The sequence below is a fragment of the Rhizobium sp. BK650 genome, from assembly GCF_014195325.1.
GTDB lineage: Bacteria > Pseudomonadota > Alphaproteobacteria > Rhizobiales > Rhizobiaceae > Rhizobium.
This window is the reverse complement of sequence record NZ_JACIBK010000019.1, coordinates 1-20,215: the sequence shown is the minus strand read 5'-3', so window position 1 is coordinate 20,215 and position 20,215 is coordinate 1. Positions and strand designations below refer to the sequence as shown.

The window sequence follows — 20,215 nt, the reverse complement described above, 5'->3', positions numbered from 1 at the left end:
CATGACGATAACGCCTGGAGCGTTGAAGACGGGTCAATCGGAGCCGACGGCAAACTCGCCTGCGCTTTTCGAGGCGGACGGCAATAATCCTTATCTCGCCAGGGCAGCCGAACTCTCGCAGATCTTTGCTCGCGATGCTGTCGAACGCGACCAGCTCGGCGGCCGGCCGTCCGAACAGATCAGGCTTTTGAAGGAGAGCGGCCTCGTCAATCTCTTGATCCCGAAGGCATTCGGTGGCGAAGGTCAACCCTATTCAACGGCGCTGAAGATCGTGCGCGAACTTGCCAAGGTCGACGGTTCGCTCGGCCACCTCTACGGCTACCATTTCAGCCCGCTCATGAACGCTGCAACGGCAGGTGATCAGCGCTCGCACGACATTCTGCGCCGCTCGGCAGATGCCCGCTGGTTCTGGGGCAATACCACCAACAGTTTCTCAAAGAGCCTGTTCGGCCGCAAAACCGCCGGCGGCGTCGTCCTCAACGGCTTTCGGCCCTTCGCCTCGGGCTCGCATGTGGCAGACTATCTGATGGTCGCGTGGGAGGACGAGGAGACCAACCAGCGCAGCTTTGCCTATATCCCTGCCGATCGCGAGGGGATCACCATCGCCGACGATTGGGACGGCATCGGCCAGCGCCAGACCGGCAGCGGTCGGGTTTTCTACAAGGACGTCAGGATCGACAACGACGAGATCCTGGCGGAGCGGCCGCGCGATCCGATCGCGCTTCTGGCACCCCAGCAGCAGCAGAGCGTGCTCCTCAACGTCTTTGTCGGCAGCGCCCAGGGTGCGCTTGCCGCAGCCCGCGACTATACGGTCACGAAATCACGGCCCTGGATCTATTCCGGCGTCGAACGGCACGTCGACGATCCTTGGATCAAGCGGCAATATGGCGAGCTCTGGACCAGAGTGCAGGCTGCGACCGCGCTTGCCGACCGTGCAGCGCACGCGATCGACGCCGCCTACGCCAAAGGCGAAGCGCTGACGGCGGAAGAACGCGGCCAGGCGGCGATTGCCGTTGCTTGCGCCAACGTGCTTGCCGGCAAGGTGGCGCTGGACGTGACCAGTGAGATCTTCGAGGTAATGGGCGCGCGTTCAGCGGTGCGCGCCTATGGTTTCGACCGGTTTTGGCGCAATGTCCGCATCCACACGCTGCACAATCCGGCCGAATACAAGACACGCAATGTCGGGACGTGGTTCCTGACTGGAGACTATCCCGAACCGGGGGTATTCCAATGAGCGGGCGTGAGCTTCATCTCAACATCAATATCCTGCATTCAGGCTTCTCGCCTGCGGCTTGGCGGATGGAAGGCAGCGATCCGCGCGCTTCCTTCGATATCAATCACTATATCAATGTCGCCACGATTGCCGAACGTGGCACGTTCGATGCCGTCTTCCTCGCCGATCAGGCGGCGATCTCGGACCGGGTGGATTTCCGGCCGCTGACGTCGCTCGAACCGACAATCGTCCTTGCTGTGATCGCTGCCAACACTGAACATATTGGCCTCATCGCCACGGCGTCGACGACCTATAACGAGCCCTATAACATTGCCCGCCGCTTTGCCACACTTGACCATGCAAGTGGCGGCCGAGTGGGCTGGAACATCGTCACGAGCGCGGACCTGTCGCAGAGCCGCAATTTCGGCCTTGAAAAGCCTGTCGCCCATTCCAGCCGTTACGAGCGAGCCGGCGAATTTGCCTCAGTCGTCAAGGCGCTGTGGGACAGCTGGGAGGAAGATGCCTTCATCGGCGATGCCGCGACAGGCCGTTTCGTCGATCCGGCCCGTGTCCATGCGATCGCTCATCGCGGCAAGCATTTCCAGGTGCATGGGCCGCACAATATTCCACGCCCGCCGCAAGGCCATCCGGTTCTCGTCCAGGCCGGCGGCTCGGACGATGGAAGAGAGCTTGCGGGCGAACATGCCGAAGTCGTCTTCTCCGCCTCGCAATCGTTCGAGGAGGCGCTCCATTATGCCGGCGACCTGCGCCGGCGTGCCGCCCGCTTCGGCAGGCCGGCCGACAGTATCCTCGTACTTGCCGGCCTTGCGACGATCATCGGCAGTACCGAGACCGAGGCCAGGCGCCGGCAGGAAGAGCTGCGTGACCTGATCCCGCTCGAATATAGTCTCTCACGACTTGCGGGTGTGTTGCAGCTTGACGCCAAGAGCCTTGACCTTGACGCACCGCTGCCGGACGACATTCCGCTGCCGCCCGATGGCGGCCATACTTTCTTTCGCGCCACGCTGGCGCTCGCCAAACGGGAGGGATTGAGCGTCCGTGGCCTGATCCGCGCCCTAAACGGGGGCACCGGCCATCGCACCATTGTCGGGACGCCGCAGGACGTTGCCAACGACATCGAACGCTGGTTTGTCGCCGGTGCAGCGGATGGCTTCAACCTGATGCCGGACGTGCTGCCGCATGGGCTCGAGGTCTTCGTCGACGAGGTCGTGCCGATCCTGCGCAAACGCGGACTGTTCCGGCAAGCCTATCGCGGCCGGACGCTGCGCGAGCATCTCGGTCTTTCCCGCCCGGCCAATCCATACGCGGCTGCGGCAGAGTGAGCCAAAAGGATCAAGACATTGCAGGGAAAACAGAGATGATGCCAGCAGCAGCATCGAGAATCGCCGATCGTGACAGGTTGAGAGCACTTGCCGGCGAGCGTTACCGCAATGACCACCAGCTTTCAGGGCCTTGGAACGAAACTATCGAGACAATCCTCTCGCACCGAAGCGTGCGCCATTATCTGCCGAACCCGGTACCGGGAGAGGCGATCGAGCTTGCGGTTGCCGCCGCCCAGTCAGCGCCAAGTTCCTCGAACCTTCAGGCCTGGAGCGTGGTTTGCGTCGAAGACGGCGAGCGCCGCAGGCGTTTGAATGCGGTTGCCGGCAATCAGCGGCAGATTGCGCAGGCCCCGCTCCTGCTCGTCTGGCTCGCTGACCTTGCTCGCCCGCGCAAGATCGCAACGCAGGCTGGCGCGACGGCCGAAGGGCTCGACTACGTGGAAAGCTTTCTGCTTGGCGTGATCGATGCGGCACTCGCCGCCCAGAACGCCGTCGTCGCCCTGGAATCGCTCGGACTGGGCACCTGCTATATCGGCGCGATCCGCAACGATCCGGAAGCGGTTGCCCGCGAACTCGCTCTACCCGATGGGGTCTTTCCCGTTTTCGGTCTGACGGTCGGCTATCCCGACCCGGCCGTGCCCGCCGGCGTCAAGCCACGCCTGCCGCAGACGAGCGTCCTATACCGCGAGCGCTATCAGGACGGCGCACCAGCCGACGATCTTTCCGGTTACAATCACGTTCTCAGAAGCTTTCAGACCGAACAGAACATACCTCTGATCGACTGGACCGATCAGGTGCGCAATCGCGTCGGCACTGTCGAGGCGCTCAAGGGCCGCCATCTGCTTGGCGAGGTGGCGCGCAAGTTAGGGTTCCGGTTGAAGTAAGCCATCCAGCCTGCCTGTCCACGAGCTCATTCAGCGGCGATCATATCGAAATCGGTTCGGGGGCTTTGAGATGAAGTGCCCTCAATCCTGTGCGCCGCGCGTGCCTCGGCAAGCAGCCAGTTGCGAAAGAGATCGACCCGCATCAGCCTTGCCTTGTGGGGCGATGTGGCAAAGAAATAGGAAAATCCGACCGGCTGCGGGCTGCCAAAGGGGCAGACGAGGCGTCCACTGCGGATCTCGGCCTCAGCGAGCCTTATCTTGCCGAGACCGAGCCCTTGGCCGGCAACGGCCGCGTCGAGCACCAACGAAGACTGGTTCAGCCGGAAGCCGCCCCGCGACGGGCGATAGGCAAGTCCCTCTGCACGCAGCCAGGCATGCCAGTCCGGGCAGGCATGGTCATGTTCGGCCCCTTCCTCGTGCAGGAGCGGCACGTTTTCGATCGCCTCCGGACGTGCCCAGAGGTCATGGCGCTCGGCAAATTGCGGGCTGCAGACTGGCACGACCGCCTCGGAAAACAGATGATCGACCGCAAGACCCGGATAGGCGCCGCTGCCGAAGCGGATCACGCAATCGGCCTCACCCGTATCGAGGTCTGTCAGATCGGTGGAGGCTTCGACGAGGACCTGCAGGCCGGGTGCCGCGCTCCGGAGCGCGTCGAGCCGCGGGATCAACCATTTGCTGGCGAACGATGGGGCGACGGATACCCTAATCGGCTGCTCGTGGTCACTGGTCGCGAACTGGGTCATGGCCGAGAGAACGGCATCGAAGGCATCGGTCAGCCCCGGCATCAGGGCGTGGCCTGCTGGTGTCAGCTGCAGTTGGCCGCGCACACGGTTAAACAGCGGCTGGCCAAGGTAATTTTCCAGGAGCCTGATCTGCTGGCCGACGGCGGCTGAGGTGACATGCAGCTCTTCGGCGGCACGGATGAAATTCAGATGACGCGCCGTCGCCACGAAGGCGCGCAACGACGTCAGCGGCGGCAGACGGGCAAGCGTCGGGTTAATCGTCTTCCTGCGGTGGGGCGCGAGCGTGTTCATGAGCTGATTGCACCACAAACGGACCAGCCAAGACGAGAACCCGCTTTGCGCCGATTACCTGACCCGAAACATTTCCTTGCGCGTGACCGCCCCTGGCGGAGAAGCAAAAACTAAAATCGAGAAATTGTCTATCAAACGACTAGATTATTGCGGCCAGACGCACGACTGACGATTTGCGAGAAGCTTTTCTGTCTCCGCCCGAAAGAAAAACATTCTTCTCGATTTCCCCTCCCCGGCCCGATCATGCGCGCTCACCGAAGCTTGGCCCGGTGGGCTGGCCGACACAGGGGATTGTCATGGATATCAGCAGACGTCAGCTCAATCAGCTCTTCGCGCTTGCCGCCATCAGTGCCGTCGTGCCCAACGGTCGTGCTGCCGAGGCGGGCGAACCTGTCGCCGGCGGTACGCTCAATCTGCTTGTCCAGCCGGAGCCGCCGACACTCGTCACCCTTGCCCATACCGCAGGCCCGACCACTCGCATCTCCGGCAAGGTGACGGAAGGATTGCTTGCCTACGGGCTGGACTTCAAGCCGATCCCGCAGCTTGCGACCGCCTGGCACGTCAGCGACGACGGGCTGGAATACCGCTTCGAGCTCAGGCAGGACGTCAAGTGGCACGACGGAAAACCCTTTACCGCGGAGGATGTCGCCTTCTCGGTCCTGGCGCTCAAGGAGGTGCATCCGCGCGGCCGCGCCACCTTCGCAAGCGTCAAGGACGTTGCAACGCCGGACGCCCATACAGCAATCATCCGGCTATCGAAGCCCGCGCCCTATCTGATCGGCGCGTTGCAGGCGAGCGAATCCCCGATCGTCCCCAAACATGTCTACGAGGGCGCCACCGATCTTGCCGGACACGCAAACGGCCGCGCCCCGATCGGCACCGGTCCCTTCATCTTCCGCGAATGGGCCGTCGGCAGCCATGTGATCCTGGATCGCAATCCCGACTACTGGGACAAGGGCAAGCCCTATCTCGACCGCATCGTTGTCAAGTTCATTCCCGATGCCAGCGCCAGACTTGCAGCGCTCGAAACCGGCGAAGTCGATATTGCCCCCGATACGCCGGTGTCGCTGAGCGAAATCGACCGGCTGAAATCCTCGCCCACACTTGCCGTCGACGATCGCGGCAACGACTATTCGCCGACCGTCTACCGCATCGAATTCAACCTGCAAAACGAGTATTTCAAGCACGATAAGGTCCGCCAGGCCGTAGCCCATGCGATCGACCGGCAGACCGTCGCCGATATCGCCTTTTACGGCTACGCGGTCCCGGCGCCGAGCCCGATCAGCCCCTTCCTCAAGGCTTTCTACAATCCTGATGTCCCGGCCTATGCCCATGATCCGGCAAAAGCCGAACAGCTTCTCGACGAAGCCGGCTTCCCGCGCGGGCCGGAGGGTGTGCGCTTCGAGGTTCCGCACGATGTCATGCCCTATGGCGACACCTACACCCGTATCGGTAACTATCTGCGGGACGCGCTATCGAAAATCGGCGTCAAGGTGATACTGCGCGGACAGGATGTTCCGACCTGGCTGAAGCGCGTCTATACCGACCGCGATTTCGCCTTTGTGACCAACGGCATGGGAAATACGTTCGATCCGACGATCGGCGTGCAGCGCCTCTACTGGTCGAAGAATTTCAAGAAAGGCGTCCCCTTCTCGAACGGCTCGGGCTACAACAATCCCGAAATCGACGCGATCTTCGAACAGGCGGCGACCGAGAACGACCGCGCCAAACGTGTCGAACTCTTCAACCGCATGCAGGTCATCATCGCCCGCGACCTGCCCGATATCACGCTCGTCTCATTCCGGCAGCTGACGATCTTCAACAGAAAAGTCCAGGACCATACGGTTGTTGCCGACGGTCTCTCGGGCAGCCTCTCCTCAACCTATCTCCTCAAGAACGCCTGAGAGGGACGAGCATCATGAGCATCAATCGTCGCACCTTCAACCAGTTGCTGCTTTTGTCCACCGCCGGCACGCTCGCGCCTTCATTCGGCCTCAGGGCTGCAGAAGACAAGCCGAAGCCCGGCGGAACGCTGAACTTCATCGTCGAGCCTGAGCCGCCGACAATCCTGGCGCTGGCGCATACCGCCGGCGGCACCCAGAAGGTCAGCCCGAAGATCACCGAGGGGCTTTTGACCTATGATTTCGACCTGACCCCGAAGCCGCAGCTTGCGACCGATTGGTCAATTTCCAACGACGGACTGAGCTACACGTTCAAGCTGCGTCCCAACGTCAAATGGCATGATGGCAAGCCTTTTACCGCCGAGGACGTCGCCTATTCGATCGGTCTCCTAAAGCAGGTCCATCCGCGCGGGCGCGGCACCTTCGCCAATGTCGTCAAAGTCGAGACACCTGACCCGCTAACGGCGATCATCCGCCTGTCGAAGCCCGCACCCTATCTGCTCAGCGCGCTTTATGCGGCGGAATCGCCGATCGTACCGAAGCATGTCTATGAAAACGTCGCAGTTGCAGACGTGCCGCTCAACAAGAACGGCAGCGCCCCGATCGGCACCGGCCCCTTCGTCTTCAAGGAATGGGTGCGCGGCTCACATATCATCTTGGAACGCAATGCCGATTACTGGGATGCGGGCAAGCCATATCTCGACCGGGTCGTCGTCCGCTTCGTGCCCGATGGCGCTGCCAGGGCAGCCGGCTTCGAGACCGGCGAATTCGACATCGGTGGCGACAACCCGATCCCGCTCAGCGATCTCGAGCGCGTCAAGGCGCTGCCGAATATCAGCGTCGATTCGCGCGGCTACGAGACCAAGGGCGACCAGACGCAGCTCATCTTCAATCTCGACAACGAGTATCTGAATAATGTCAAAGTGCGTCGCGCCATTGCGCATGCGATCGATCTCGACGTCATCTTGAACACCGTCTGGTATGGTTACGGCCATATCTCGCCGACACCGATCAGCATCTTCCTGTCGCGCTACCACGATGCCTCGATCAAGCCTTATGCCTATGATCTTGCGGCAGCCGAACAGCTTCTCGACGCCGCCGGCTACAAGCGTGGCGCCGATGGTACCCGCTTTACGCTCAGGCTCACCCACAATTCCTACAATGAAGGGTTCAAGCGGGTCATCGAGTATTTAAAACAGAACCTTACCCGCATCGGCATTGCCGCGACGATCGATTCCTATGATTTCTCGACCTACATCCAGAAGGTCTATACAGAACGCGTCTTCGACGTAACGGCCGAATATCTCGGCAACCAGTTCGATCCGACGCTCGGCGTCCAGCGCGTCTACTGGTCGAAGAACTTCAAGCTCGGCCTGCCCTTTTCCAATGCGGCACACTACGCCAATCCTGAGGTTGACCGGCTACTGGAGGCCGCATCGGTCGAAATCGACGAGGATAAGCGCAGACAGGAATTCAACGATTTTCAGAGGATCATTGCTGACGAAGTGCCAGTGGTGAACCTGATTGCGCTGGAAAATGTCACGGTCTTCAACAAGCGGGTGAAGAACCACACGATCGGCGCCGAAGGCGTCCAGGCCAATTTCGCCGAGGTCTATGTCAAGGACGGCGAAGGCTGACGGTTCGGGGGTCACGACCAGCCTTCACGGATCGGGGGCGCATCTGACGATGCGCCCCCGATCGCTTTCTGATCTGTCGCAGGAATGTCCGCTCAAGAGGGGGCGCGGGCCGGGGTGAACTTCGCCAGGATGCGCTCGGCAAGCGCGATCGCCTGCGTGCGCTGCTCGGTGATCGAGCTCGATTCCCAGGCCACGCCGCGCAGCGGATGGCCGATGGCGCTCAAGTTGCGGTGAATGCGCCCTTCCTCATTGATGAGATCGCCCTCGGGGGTGGCATCGATGCCGAAGCCGGTCGAATGCGGGCGGACCTCCCCGCTTGAAAGGAGCTCGCGAACAAACGGATCGGAGATCTGCCGCCAGTCGTGCAGTTGATGTCCCCGGCAATCGATCACTCCGGCGAACACCGTCTCCTCAATGCCTGCTGCGGTCTTCAGGGTTGCCGCGATTCCGTTTCTAACTGGCCTCAGCGCCAGCAGGCGAGCCGTCCCATGGGCGAGCCGGCCCTGCGACCGCGCTTCTTCGACGCTGCGGTGGCTTTCCGGAGCGGATCGATGCGCCGTCACGTCCCAAAAAGGCCGCAGGTGGCGGGCAAAGCGCAGTCTTTCCCGATCGTCGGCATTCTGCCAGAGCGGCAAGATGTGCGGGCGGATGGCGAGTGGAAGCCCCTGCCAGTCTTCACCGGCGGCAGCAAGTTTGCGGCGTTCCGCCTTGACGCGCGCGAGCAGGCCGCGCGCCGTCGAAGGAAGCGGACCTTCGGCGAGAAAGTCACGGGCCGGCTCGGCGTTCCTGCGACCCTCGACGAACTGGCCGCGCCGCGAGATCACCCGGTAGCGTCCGCGAAAGCCCCTTGCCTCCATGCTCGCGATCGCATCGACCATGGAGAGACTGGCGCCGATGATGAGGATATCGGAACTGTCGCTCAATCGGTCGAGCGCGGCCGCATTCCAGGGATTTTCGGCAAAGCGCGGATGTCCGGCCACAGCTGCCTCGTCAGGGCGCAGATCAGGCCGGAACACGCCGAGCGCCAGCACAGTCTCGTCCGCCTCCAGGACAGTGCCGTCGGTGGTCGCAACACGGACCCGGTGCGGCGACGATGACAGGTGTGCTGCCTGCGAGCGGACGTGGCGCAGGCTCGATCCGGATCGCGCTTCTGCCGCCGCGCGCTTCAGTTCATCGCGCATATAGGTCCCGTAAAGATGACGCGGCGGGCTGCTTGCGGCGACGTCTGCGGGGGGCTGCCAGCCATTGGCGGGGCCGTTTTTGGCAAGCCAGCGGCTCAGGTGGCCCATGTCGTCGGGATATAGCGAGAAGATTTCCGCCGGTCCGTTGACGAGATGGGCCGGGTCTTCGGTACTATAGGCAACACCACGCCCGAGCTCGGCGCGCGGCTCGATGATGGTGATGGACAACCCCACCGTGGTCTGATCGAGCAGTTTGAGGGCCGTGAGCGCGCCGGCAAAGCCGCCGCCGACGATGATGACGGAATGACCTGGCTTTGGATCGTAATGCATGAGACCTTCCTCCCCGTCACGCAGATCCAGGAAACGACAGCAAGAAAGCGCGCAGATACCCACCGGCACCACGGCCGAAAATCAGGATGATCTCGGATAATACTTGGAAGCGCCGCGACCGTCTGATTCTAAAAGACCTTGCCTTCCTCCAAATGCGTCGTCGTCCCGTTGATATAGAAATCGCCGACCACACGCGCCTTGTGCAACAGGGGATTGTGGTTGAGTACGGTGCGGATATTGCGCCAGTGGCGGTCAAGATTGAGATGCCTTGACGTTGCCGAACCACCGCCGAGCTCGAAGACATTGGTTGCGGCAGAAAGGGCAATCTGTGAGGCGACGATCTGGGTGCGCGCTGTCGTCAGCGCGCTTTCGATAAGGGCCTGCTCCAGGCGCTCCGGATCGCCCGCACCGAACGCCGCGACGGAACGGTCGAGTGCGCGGGCCGCCTCCCGGATCAGCGTATCGACAGCAAACGAGCCGCTGGCGATCTCACCTAAAATTTTCTGGACGAAGGGGTCGGCATTGGCTGTCTCGGCCGCACTATGAGCGGCCGAACGCGCCTGCCTGCGCACATAGTCGGTGCCTTCGGCCACCGCACCGCGCACCGCGCCCGCCATGGAGGCGGCGAGATGGAGTTGACGCAGCGTCGACGTATGACGCCCGACAAGGGTATTGAGGCCACGCGTGGAAATCTCATGCGGCAGGACCTCGACATCCTCGAGCAGCACGCCGCCGCTTGCCGTCAGCCGCTGGCCCATGCCGTCCCAATCGTCGAGTACGGTGATGCCCTTACGATCGAGCGGCAAGAGAACGCTGACAAGCTGGTCTTCTTCGTCCTTGGCGCTGAAGGAAGCGAAGTCGGCAAAGGCAGTCCCTGTCGCATACCATTTGCGACCGTTGAGGCGGTAGCTGTCGCCGGATTTCGAAAGCCTGGTCGTCACCTCGCCCGGGCGTTTGGTGCCCTGTTCCGTGTGTGCGCCACCAAACAGCCTGCCGGAAAGCACGCGGCCTAGCTGCGTGCGGTCGAGCGCTGTATTAGGGTTGAGGATGAGGCTCTCGGTGAAGTTGAAATGGCTGCGAAGCGCATGCGCAACATTGGAATCGGCCTGCCCGATCGCCATGATCGTCTCGATATAGTCGAGGACGGTGCCGCCCGGACCACCGAGCGGAATGGGAATACGGAGCGCTCCCAGTCCGGCTTCCTTGAACAGGCGGAAGGCTTCGAAGGGAAGCTCGCGATCGAGATCGCGCCGTGCCGCTTCCCTGCCGATCTCGGCGGCGAGTGCGGGCACCTTTGCAAGCAGCGCGGCAAGGTCGGTATCAGGTGTGGATCCACCGGTGGATAATAACGTGGAAGAGGTCGGGGTGGCCATGGTCAAGCTTTCACCGGCAGGTTTTTCAAATCGGAGGATCCGCGCGAGAGCGGACCCTCCTGTTGCGATCTCAGGCGACGGCGCGCGTCAGCGACACGACATTGTCGCTTCCACCTTTGCTGACACGCGGAACGCGCCCTTCGACCGGATGACTTGGGTCGTTGAAGCCGGGCGTCGAAGGGTGGCCGGTTGTCACCAGCCTGTCGACCAGGGCCTCGTCCTCGGCATCCAGCTTGACGTCGAGGGCGCGGATATAGCTGTCCCAGTGCTCTTCGGTGCGCGGACCGGTGATAGCCGCCGAGATCAGACTGTTGTTGAGCACCCAGGCGAGCGCGAACTCGGTCGGCGTAATGCCCTTGCGGGCGGCATGGGCGGCAATCTCCTTGGCGATCGCGATCGATTCCGGACGCCACTCGGTTTCGAGAATACGCTTGTCGCCACGGCCTGCACGCGTATCGGCACCTGGTTCCTTGCCGGGTTCGTATTTGCCGGTGAGAACACCGCGGGCGAGCGGCGAATAGGACACGACACCAAGGCCGTAATAATTTGCAGCCGGCAGCTGTTCTGCTTCGGCGGTCCGGTTGACGATATTATAGAGCGGCTGGCTTGCCACCGGCCGGTCGATGCCGAGCTGATCGGCGAGATGGGCGATCTCGGCGATGCGCCAGCCGCGGAAATTCGAGACTCCGAAATAGCGCAGCTTGCCGGCGCGGATAAGGTCGGCAATGGCACGCACCGGCTCCTCGAGCGGCGCGTCGAAGACGGCCCGGTGGAAATAGAGGATATCGATATAATCGGTGTTCAGCCGGCGCAGCGAATTTTCGACCGTCTCGATCACCCATTTGCGCGAATGGCCGCCGAGATTCGGACCCTTGGTGTGTGAGTTGACGAACTTGGTCGCTAGTACCCAGTGATCGCGGCTCGACTTGATACCGCGGCCGACGACCTCCTCCGACTTGCCGTCGTGATAGACGTCGGCCGTATCAATGAAGTTGATCCCCTGCTCGCGGGCCTTGTCGATAATGCGGAAGGCGACCTCGTCGGGGGTAGGCCCGCCAAACATCATGGTTCCGAGGCTGAGGGGCGACACTTTAAGGGCACTGCGCCCGAGGTAGCGGTAATCGACCATTTACTTCTCCATTCATTGGGCGTGATGACAGGCGACGGCATGGCCGGCGCCGAACTGGCGGACTGCCGGATCCTCGGCCCGGCAAATATCGGTGGCAAACGGACAACGCGTGTTGAAGCGGCAGCCGGACGGTGGGTTATGCGGGCTCGGCAGGTCGCCGGTGATCGGGGCCGCCTGCTTGCGGCGCGACGGATCGGGGACGGCGGCAAGCAGGGCCTGCGTATAGGGGTGTTTGGCACCGCTCCAGAGGTCGGAGGTCGTAGCACTTTCGACAATCCGCCCGAGATACATGACGAGCACCCGGTCGGCGAAATAGCGAACGACGGACAGATCATGGGAGATAAAGAGATAGGAGAGCGACAGCTCCGTCTTCATCTCGACCAGTAGGTTGAGGATCTGGGCCTGGATCGACAGATCAAGTGCCGAAACGGGTTCGTCACAGATGACGAGCTCGGGCTGCAGGATCAGCGCCCGGGCAATACCGATGCGCTGGCGCTGACCGCCTGAAAATTCGTGCGGATAGCGCTCGAGACAATCGCGCGGCAGGCCGACATGCTCGACCATTCCAGCTGCGATCGCATCACGCTTCCTGCGATCGCCGATGCCGTGCACGGCAAGCGGCGCCGTCAATATCGTGCGGATCGTTTGGCGGGGATTAAGGGAGGCGAAGGGATCCTGAAAGATCATCTGGATGCTGCGGCGGATCGACTGCAGTTCTTTGTTCGACATTGCGGTAACGTCGCGACCGCGAAAACGGACACGCCCGGATGACGGTGTGACAAGCCGCGTCAGCGACTTGCCGAGGGTCGACTTGCCGCACCCGGATTCGCCAACGAGGGCAACCGTCTCGCCCTCGCCGATTTCCAGCGACACCCCGTCGACGGCGCGCACCGTGCCGGCAGCACCTGGATAATGGGTCGACAGACTATCAACCGACAGGAGCGACATAAGCGACCTCCGCATGGGCTGGAACATAGAGACAGGCAACTTCACGGCCGGCAGAGACGGGAAGCAACGCGGGCACAGCCTGGGCGCAAGCGGGGCGAGCGACCGGACAGCGCGGGCGGAAGGAACAGCCTCTTTCGCCAGCAGCCGAAACGATCGAGCCTGGAATTTCGGCAAGCGGACCGTCGCGGTAGTGATAGTCCGCCGTAAGTCGCGGCGAGGCAGCGAGCAAGCCGCGTGTGTAAGGATGGTAGGGCGCGTCGAAAACCGGGCCGGGAAGCCCCTCCTCGATCTTGCGGCCGGCATACATGACGACCACACGATCAGCCCATTGCGCCACGATGCCAAGATCGTGGGTGATGAGAATGACCGCCATGTTCAGCTTGGCGCGCAGATTGTCGAGAAGCTGCAGCACCTGCGCCTGTATCGTCACATCGAGCGCGGTCGTCGCCTCATCGGCAATCAGAAGTTTTGGGCTACAGGCGACGGCAATCGCGATCATTACCCGCTGACGCATGCCCCCGGACAGATGATGCGGATATTCGTCGATGCGTCGCGAAGGCTCGGGAATGCTGACGAGGTCGAGAAGCTCGATCGCCCGGGCACGCGCCTGCCGCCGGCTTAGACCCTCATGGATCCGCAGCACCTCTGTGATCTGGGCGCCGATCGACAGAACGGGATTGAGCGAGGTCATCGGCTCCTGGAAGATCATCGCGATATCCCGACCGCGAACCTGGCGCAGTTGCCGTTCCGACAGCGTCAGCAGGCTGGCCCCGTCAAACAGGATCTCTCCCCCAGCCCGCGCCTGCCGCGGCAGGAGCCCCATCAGGGCAAGCGCCGTCAGCGATTTTCCGGAGCCGGATTCGCCGACGATCGCCAGCATCTCGCCCGGATCGGCGTTAAAGCTGACGCCTTTGACGGGCTCTGCGGTCGCAAACCGGACGGAAAGATCGCGGACTTCGAGAAGATGGCGCATCAGCGTTCCTCCGAAAAGCGCGGATTGAGCGCATCGTTGAGGCCGTCGCCCAGAAGATTGAGCGCCAGCACGGTGAAAACGATGGCAAGACCCGGCAGAGCCGTCAAATACCAGGCTGTGCGGATCACGTCCCGCCCGGCGCCGATCATCGATCCCCACGAGACGCGATTGGGATCGCCGAGCCCCATGAACGACAGCGCCGATTCCATCAGGATAGCGCTTGCGACCATCACCGAGGAGGTGACGATGAGCGGCGGCAGGGCGTTCGGCAGGATTTCGCGCAAGATGATGCGCCCGTGGCCGAAGCCTAGGCTGCGTGCAGCGAGCACGTAGTCCTTCTCCCGAATGGCGCGAAACTCGGCTCGTGTCAGGCGGGCAACCGTTGGCCAGCTGACGATCGCAATCGCGATCGTGACGGTCGAGGTGGTCGGTTGGGCGATGGCGACAAGCACCACGAGCAGCACGAAACTCGGAATAGTCTGGAAGATCTCGATGAACTTCACCAGCAGATCGTCGACAATGCCTCCAAAATATCCCGCGATCGCGCCGATGGTGATACCGGCTGAAAGCCCGAGGGCCGTCGCGGCAATGCCGACGGTCAACGAAATACGTGCGCCGTGCAGGATGCCTGCAAGCACGTCGCGTCCCATCGAATCTGTCCCGAGCGGATAGGACGGGTTCTGGCCCGGCCAGAGGAAGGGCCTCGTAACCATCTCCATCGGATCGCCCGGATAAAAGACCGGAGCAAGAAGGGCGGCGAGAGCGGCTGCGACGAGGAAGGCAACGCCGAACAAGGCCGTGGGATTGGACAGAAAGACCTTCAGCTCACGCCGCAGACCACGCCAGGCAATACCCGGTCCGGAGGCGGCGCGCACGTCAGGCGCATGAATATGCGTCCAGCGAGATTCCATTGGTTTTTCGGGCGCCGGCCGCCAGCTCTCGCTGTCGCGTTCTGCCAGCTCGATTGCGTTACCGCCAAAGGTGTGAAGCTTTTGACTGGTCATCGGCTGGCTCCGATTCTGGGATCAATCCATGCCTGCAGCAGATCGACGGCCGCATTCGCGATGATCACAAGGAAAGAGGATAAGAGCAGAATGCCGAGCAGTACTGAGAAATCTCGGGCCATTACCGCTTCGAAGGCAAGCCGGCCGAGGCCCGGCCAGCTATAGACGGTTTCAACCACGACCGCCCCGCCGAGCATGCCTCCGAAATGCATGCCAGCCATTGTCGTGATCGGGATGAGGGCATTGCGCAGCACGTGACGCGTGATCAGAACGAAGGGCGACACGCCCTTGGCGCGGGCGGTGCGCACGAAGTCCTGCGACTTGACTTCCAGCATCGCCGCACGCGTCAGGCGCGCATAGATTGCAAGGTAAAAGAGCGAGAGCGAGGTTGCCGGCAGCACCATGTAGCGAACGCGGTCAAGAAAGGCCGGCAATCCGGTCAGCCGCGATCCGATCGTGCTGTCGCCGCCGCTGGGCAGCCAGCCGAGCTTGACGGAGAAAAACAGGATCAGCATCAGACCGATCCAGAAGCCGGGGATCGAGTAAAACAGCAGGGAAACGACCGAAATTACGCGATCGGCGATCCTTCCGGAAAAGCTTGCCATTAATGAACCAAGCAGCAGGCCGATGGCGATCGCGATCAGTAGCGCCGCCAGCATCAGGACCAATGTCCCCGGCAACCGCTGGCCGATGAGATCGGCGACCGGCATGCCGTAGCGGGGCGAAAACCCAAGGCTGAAATGGGCGAGGTTGTCGAGATAATTGACGAGCTGGACGAGAAGAGGATTGTCGAGGCCGAAGCGCTGGCGCAGGGCCGCCATCGTCTCCTCGGTGGCCGAACCGGATTCCGCCGCCATGACATCGGCTGCGTCACCCGGTGCGAGTTTTAACAGGAAGAAACTCAATATGACGATGCCGAGCATCGTCGGCACAGCCTGAATGACGGTCTTTCTGATCGTGCGGGCGACCCGCCTGAGTGCCGACATGGATTTCCACCTCGCCTCGCCGGAAGAATTCATGGTGCTGCGTTGCGATAGTAGTTGACTAAATCTGTTGGTTTTGTCAAATCCATATTGGTAGATAATTCCAAAGGGAGCGCAAATTCAGCGCTGTTATAGAATTATTTATCGATAATTTCGTACATAGGCGCATTTTATACCATAGCGGCCCCTAACTTGGGTAAAAAACCCTACGGCGGCGCTGAAGTATGGAAAGGCGAACCAGGACGCCCGGCGACGGGCGCTCATGATCATTGAGGGACCAACCATGCCGTTATTTCATGCCCCGACACGCCGCAATTTCCTTCTTGCATCCGTTGCGCTCACCGTGGCGTCGGCGGCCCGCCTTCCGGCCTTTGCGGCCCCGGTACGCGGCGGCACGGCCACACTGCTCTTGTCGGCCGAGCCACCCGTGCTGACGACAATTGCCAACACCGCCTTCAACTCCGTCTATGTGTCGCCGAAGGTCATCGAAGGCCTGCTGACCTATGACTTCGACTTGAACCCGCAGCCGCTCCTGGCCAAAGAATGGTCGGTGAGCCCGGATGGACTGACCTATACGTTCCGGTTGCGCGACGGTGTCAAATGGCATGACGGCCAGGAATTCACATCGGCAGATGTCGCCTTCTCGATCAAGACGTTAAGGGACGTTCACCCGCGCGGCCGCAACACATTCCTCAACCTCGTCGAGGTCGAAACGCCCGATCCGTTGACAGCGATCCTCAAACTGTCGAAGCCGGCGCCTTACCTTATCACCGCGCTTGCCTCCTCCGAAACCCCGATCGTGCCGCGCCATATCTATGAGGGGACGAAGGTTGCCGAAAATCCGGCCAACCTCGCCCCGATCGGCACCGGTCCCTTCAAGTTCAAGGAATGGGTTCGCGGCAGCCACCTTGTTTATGAGCGCAACCCCGATTACTGGGACCAGCCGCGTCCCTATCTCGATCAGCTCATCGTCCGCTTCATTCCCGACGCAGCGGCGCGCTCGATAGCGATCGAGACCGGCGAAATCGATCTTGCGCCCTCGACGCCGGTTCCCCTGAGCGACCTTGAACGTCTGAAGGAGCTCCCCGGCATCGCCTTCGAGCCGCGCGGCTACCAGTATGCGAACGGCATCAGCCGCATCGAGTTCAACCTCGAACGTCCCTTCTTCAAGGACATCCGCGTTCGCCAGGCCTTCGCTCACGTGATCGATCGCAAGGTGATCCTCAACACCATCAACTACGGCTATGGCGCTGCCATTACAGGACCGATCAATCCCAATCTGTCGAGATGGTATGACGGCAATCTGAAGACCTACCCGATTGATCTCGCCGCCGCCGAGAAGCTTCTCGACGAGGCGGGCTACCCGCGTGGCAAGGACGGTGTGCGCATCCGCATCAATCTCGATTACGTGCCAAGCGGCGACACCTATCCCCGCGGCTCCGAATATATCCGCCAAGCGCTCGCCAAGGTCGGCGTCGACGCGACCGTCCGCAGTCAGGACTTCGCCACCTATACCAAACGCATCTATACGGACCGCGATTTCGATTTCGCCTTCGAGGGCATGAGCAATCTCTTCGATCCGACCGTCGGGGTCCAGCGTCTCTACTGGAGCAAGAACTTCAAGCCGGGCGTGCCCTTCTCCAACGGTTCGGCATACAGCAATCCGAAGGTTGATGCGCTGCTGGAAGCCGCCGCGATCGAGGTCGATCCCAACAAACGTGTCGAGCAATGGCGCGAGATCCAAAAGATCCTCGTCGAGGACCTACCGGCGATCGACATCGTCAGTCAGCCGGAGCTGACCATCTACAACAAGCGCATCGTCGATCACACGGTGGGAGGCGAGGGCGTCTCGGGCGGCCTGGCCTACGCCTATGTCGCGACTGCCTGAGCCGAGCCGAAGAGGAAGACGGAACCGTCATGTCCATTCAACATCCTCCCGGCTCCATCGTGGGCCTGCCGAAGTTTGCAGCGCCCACCGATTTTGCCGACAGCCCGCTGTCGCAGGCGCTTAAGCAGCCGGTGCTACTCGGCCTCTTTCTGCCGATTCAGGCCGGAGGCTGGACGCAATCGACCCTCGAACGATCGACCGACTGGCGCTTCGACTACAACAAGGCGCTGACATTGCGGGCTGAGGAGCTCGGCTTCGATCTCGTCTTTGCCCTGTCGCAATGGCTGCCGAAGGGCGGTTATGGCGGCGTCTTCAACGGCCAGGCGCTCGACAGTTTCGTCGCCACCGCCGCCCTTGCCGGGCTGACCAGGAAAATCATGCTGATCTCCACCATGCATGTGCTTTACGGTCCATGGCACCCGCTCCATCTCGCCAAGTTCGGCGCCACGCTCGACCACATTACCGGCGGCCGCTGGGGTATCAACGTCGTGACCGGCCACCGTGCGGTGGAGCATGAAATGTTCGGCTGGCCGCGCATCGAGCACGACAGGCGCTACGAGCTAGCAGCAGAATTCCTCGAAGTCGTGCAACGCCTGTGGAGCGACACGGAGAACTATTCCTTCGAGGGGCAGAGCAGCTGGAAGCTCGGCGGCGGCTTTGTGACCCCCAAACCGAATTTCGGCCGGCCCATCCTCGTCAATGCAACGGGTTCGGATGCCGGCATCGCCTTTGCGGCCCGCTATTCGGACATCGTCTTCATCACCAGCCCCACGGGCGCCGATATCGACAGCGCCCTACAGTCGCTTCCGGCGCATACAAAAAGGGTCAAGGATGCGGCCAAGGATGTCGGGCGCACCGTGCGCACCTTACTCAATCCAATGGTCATCTGCCGGCCAACGGAAAAAGAGGCCTGGGAGCTTGCCGACCGGATCGTTGCCCATGCCGACCAGCGCTCGCCGCAGGGCTTTTCCTCGCTCAATTCGGACGCCCAGGCCTGGAAAGGCCGCGATCCGCAGGATCCCTACCGCTTCGTCGGCGGCAATATCCGCGTCATCGGCTCTCCCGAAAGCGTGGTCGAGCAGTTCGTGAAGCTGAAGGCTTCCGGCGTCGACGGGCTTCAACTGAGCTTCTTTGATTTCCGTGACGACCTCGAATTCTTCGGCAGTAACGTTCTGCCGCTGATGAAACAGGCCGGGCTGCGCCACTGAAAGGGACGATCATGACCAGCAATGGCATTTCTGAAATCTGGTATACGCGCTGCCCGGTGCCGACCCCCGTTGGCCTTGCGGCACAACTCGGCTTTCTGGAAGAAGGCTTCGGCAGGGAGGGTGTGAGACTGAAGTCGATCATCGACTCGCCCGACCGCACCATCCGCCAGAGCCATTTCAACCACACGCTCGACTGGTCCTTCCGCCACGGCGGCAATGTTCCGCCGATCCGCGCCCGCTCGGAAGGCCGCAAGACGAGGCTCGTCGGCATCACCTGGACGGACGAGTTTCAGGCAATCATCGCCCTGCCAGGGACCGGGATCAAATCCACCGCGGATTTGAAGGGGCGCCGTTTCGGCATCGCACGACGCCCGGAAGGCATCGTCGACTTCATGCGCGCCACGGCCCTGAAGGGTCTCCAGTCGGCCCTGTCGCTGGAAGGTCTCGCCCTTGGCGATGTCGAGATTATCGACATCGCATTGGCCGATTCCGTGCTCGCCACGCAGGAAGGGCCGTCGCTCTTCGGTCTGAAGCGTCGTCAGGCCTATGGCGAAGAAATTGCCGCCCTTCTGCGCGGCGAGGTGGATGCGATCTACGTCAAGGGAACGGCGGGCATCAATGTCGCCAATCTGATCGGTGCCGTTCAGGTCGTCGAATTCGGCTTCCACCCCGACCCGAAGATCCGCATCAATTCCGGATCGCCGCGCGTTCTGACGGTCGATGAACTCCTGGCAGACGAGCGCCCCGACCTCGTTCAGCGGCTTTTGGAGGCAATCTATAAGGCAAGCGCCTGGGCAGAAGCCCATCCCGACGAAACCCGCCGCTTCGTCGCGCGCGAGGCCGGGGCCACTGAGGAACAGGTGCTGGCAGCGAACGGCCCTGATATCCACCGTCATCTCGGCCTTGGCCTGGAGCCGGAGCTCGTGGAAGCGGTCGGCCACTACAAGAACTTTCTGCGTGATTTCGGTTTCTTGGCCGCCGATTTCGACATCGACGATTGGGTCGACCGCCGCCATATCGACGCCTTTCCTGCCCGCGCCGTCGCCTGACAGGAGGTTCCATCATGCTGCAGGAAGCAATCGATCCGTTCGACAGGGCACGAAGACTTGGCAAGGATTTTGCCGAAGGCGCCGCCCATTTCGACGTGACCGGCCAATTTCCCTTCGAGAACTTCACCCGACTT

Annotated in this window: 16 protein-coding genes; 8 read left to right on the top strand and 8 right to left on the bottom strand. The window is 61.8% G+C overall.

Features of this window, described 5'->3' with window-relative positions; translation table 11 throughout:
* Nucleotide 1: 1 nt before the first annotated feature.
* The 3 genes from FHX15_RS29520 to FHX15_RS29510 are packed head-to-tail and all read left to right on the top strand — an operon-like array spanning nucleotide 2 to nucleotide 3,440.
* Nucleotides 2-1,234, top strand: coding sequence for an acyl-CoA dehydrogenase family protein (locus tag FHX15_RS29520; protein ID WP_184401884.1), 1,233 nt, complete (start codon nucleotides 2-4; stop codon nucleotides 1,232-1,234).
* Complete coding sequence (locus FHX15_RS29515) at nucleotides 1,231-2,556, top strand: LLM class flavin-dependent oxidoreductase (protein WP_184401883.1); 1,326 nt, start codon at nucleotides 1,231-1,233, stop codon at nucleotides 2,554-2,556. Before FHX15_RS29520 ends, FHX15_RS29515 begins: the two co-directional genes overlap by 4 nt.
* A 38-nt stretch (nucleotides 2,557-2,594) precedes the next feature.
* Nucleotides 2,595-3,440: an NADPH-dependent oxidoreductase gene (locus FHX15_RS29510; RefSeq protein ID WP_409527052.1), complete on the top strand. Its 846-nt coding sequence runs from the start codon at nucleotides 2,595-2,597 to the stop codon at nucleotides 3,438-3,440.
* 26 nt (nucleotides 3,441-3,466) lie between these two features.
* Here the strand turns inward: FHX15_RS29510 and gcvA are convergent, their stop codons facing one another.
* Nucleotides 3,467-4,477 carry a transcriptional regulator GcvA gene (gcvA, locus tag FHX15_RS29505; RefSeq protein WP_184401881.1) on the bottom strand — a complete coding sequence of 337 codons (1,011 nt, stop codon included), beginning with the start codon at nucleotides 4,475-4,477 and terminating at the stop codon, nucleotides 3,467-3,469.
* A 296-nt stretch (nucleotides 4,478-4,773) separates the two neighbouring features.
* On the opposite strand from gcvA, the gene FHX15_RS29500 reads away from it, so the two are divergent.
* The gene (locus tag FHX15_RS29500; RefSeq protein ID WP_184401880.1) at nucleotides 4,774-6,381 is read left to right on the top strand and encodes an ABC transporter substrate-binding protein; all 1,608 of its coding nucleotides are present in this window, start codon (nucleotides 4,774-4,776) and stop codon (nucleotides 6,379-6,381) included.
* A 14-nt stretch (nucleotides 6,382-6,395) separates the two neighbouring features.
* Nucleotides 6,396-8,015, top strand: coding sequence for an ABC transporter substrate-binding protein (locus tag FHX15_RS29495; RefSeq protein ID WP_184401879.1), 1,620 nt, complete (start codon nucleotides 6,396-6,398; stop codon nucleotides 8,013-8,015).
* A gap of 92 nt (nucleotides 8,016-8,107) precedes the next feature.
* On the opposite strand, the gene FHX15_RS29490 is transcribed toward FHX15_RS29495, so the two are convergent.
* The 7 genes from FHX15_RS29490 to FHX15_RS29460 all read right to left on the bottom strand — a co-directional run bounded on the left by FHX15_RS29490 (nucleotide 8,108) and on the right by FHX15_RS29460 (nucleotide 15,939).
* Nucleotides 8,108-9,526, bottom strand: coding sequence for an FAD/NAD(P)-binding protein (locus FHX15_RS29490; RefSeq protein WP_184401878.1), 1,419 nt, complete (start codon nucleotides 9,524-9,526; stop codon nucleotides 8,108-8,110).
* Between the two features lie 128 nt (nucleotides 9,527-9,654).
* Nucleotides 9,655-10,899 carry an acyl-CoA dehydrogenase family protein gene (locus FHX15_RS29485; protein ID WP_184401877.1) on the bottom strand — a complete coding sequence of 415 codons (1,245 nt, stop codon included), beginning with the start codon at nucleotides 10,897-10,899 and terminating at the stop codon, nucleotides 9,655-9,657.
* Between the two features lie 70 nt (nucleotides 10,900-10,969).
* Nucleotides 10,970-12,028, bottom strand: a complete 1,059-nt coding sequence (locus FHX15_RS29480) for an aldo/keto reductase (RefSeq protein WP_184401876.1) — start codon at nucleotides 12,026-12,028, stop codon at nucleotides 10,970-10,972.
* Nucleotides 12,029-12,040: 12 nt separating this feature from the next.
* The gene (locus FHX15_RS29475) at nucleotides 12,041-12,976 is read right to left on the bottom strand and encodes an ABC transporter ATP-binding protein (RefSeq protein ID WP_184401875.1); all 936 of its coding nucleotides are present in this window, start codon (nucleotides 12,974-12,976) and stop codon (nucleotides 12,041-12,043) included.
* A complete protein-coding gene (locus FHX15_RS29470) occupies nucleotides 12,957-13,949 on the bottom strand; it encodes an ABC transporter ATP-binding protein (protein WP_184401874.1) in 993 nt (330 codons plus the stop codon). The genes FHX15_RS29475 and FHX15_RS29470 overlap by 20 nt, the downstream gene beginning before the upstream one ends.
* Nucleotides 13,949-14,953 carry an ABC transporter permease gene (locus FHX15_RS29465; protein WP_184401873.1) on the bottom strand — a complete coding sequence of 335 codons (1,005 nt, stop codon included), beginning with the start codon at nucleotides 14,951-14,953 and terminating at the stop codon, nucleotides 13,949-13,951. Before FHX15_RS29465 ends, FHX15_RS29470 begins: the two co-directional genes overlap by 1 nt.
* Entirely contained in the window at nucleotides 14,950-15,939 is a 990-nt protein-coding gene (locus FHX15_RS29460; RefSeq protein ID WP_184401872.1) for an ABC transporter permease, read from the bottom strand. The genes FHX15_RS29465 and FHX15_RS29460 overlap by 4 nt, the downstream gene beginning before the upstream one ends.
* A gap of 280 nt (nucleotides 15,940-16,219) precedes the next feature.
* Between FHX15_RS29460 and FHX15_RS29455 the strand changes: the two genes are divergently transcribed.
* From FHX15_RS29455 to FHX15_RS29445, 3 genes are read left to right on the top strand one after another with little or no spacing between them, the layout of a single operon-like run.
* Nucleotides 16,220-17,824 (top strand): ABC transporter substrate-binding protein, encoded by a 1,605-nt coding sequence (locus tag FHX15_RS29455; RefSeq protein ID WP_184401871.1) that lies wholly within the window; start codon nucleotides 16,220-16,222, stop codon nucleotides 17,822-17,824.
* Nucleotides 17,825-17,853: 29 nt separating this feature from the next.
* Entirely contained in the window at nucleotides 17,854-19,032 is a 1,179-nt protein-coding gene (locus FHX15_RS29450; RefSeq protein ID WP_184401870.1) for an LLM class flavin-dependent oxidoreductase, read from the top strand.
* A gap of 11 nt (nucleotides 19,033-19,043) precedes the next feature.
* Nucleotides 19,044-20,081 (top strand): ABC transporter substrate-binding protein, encoded by a 1,038-nt coding sequence (locus FHX15_RS29445; RefSeq protein ID WP_184401869.1) that lies wholly within the window; start codon nucleotides 19,044-19,046, stop codon nucleotides 20,079-20,081.
* The last annotated feature ends 134 nt before the right edge of the window (nucleotides 20,082-20,215 follow it).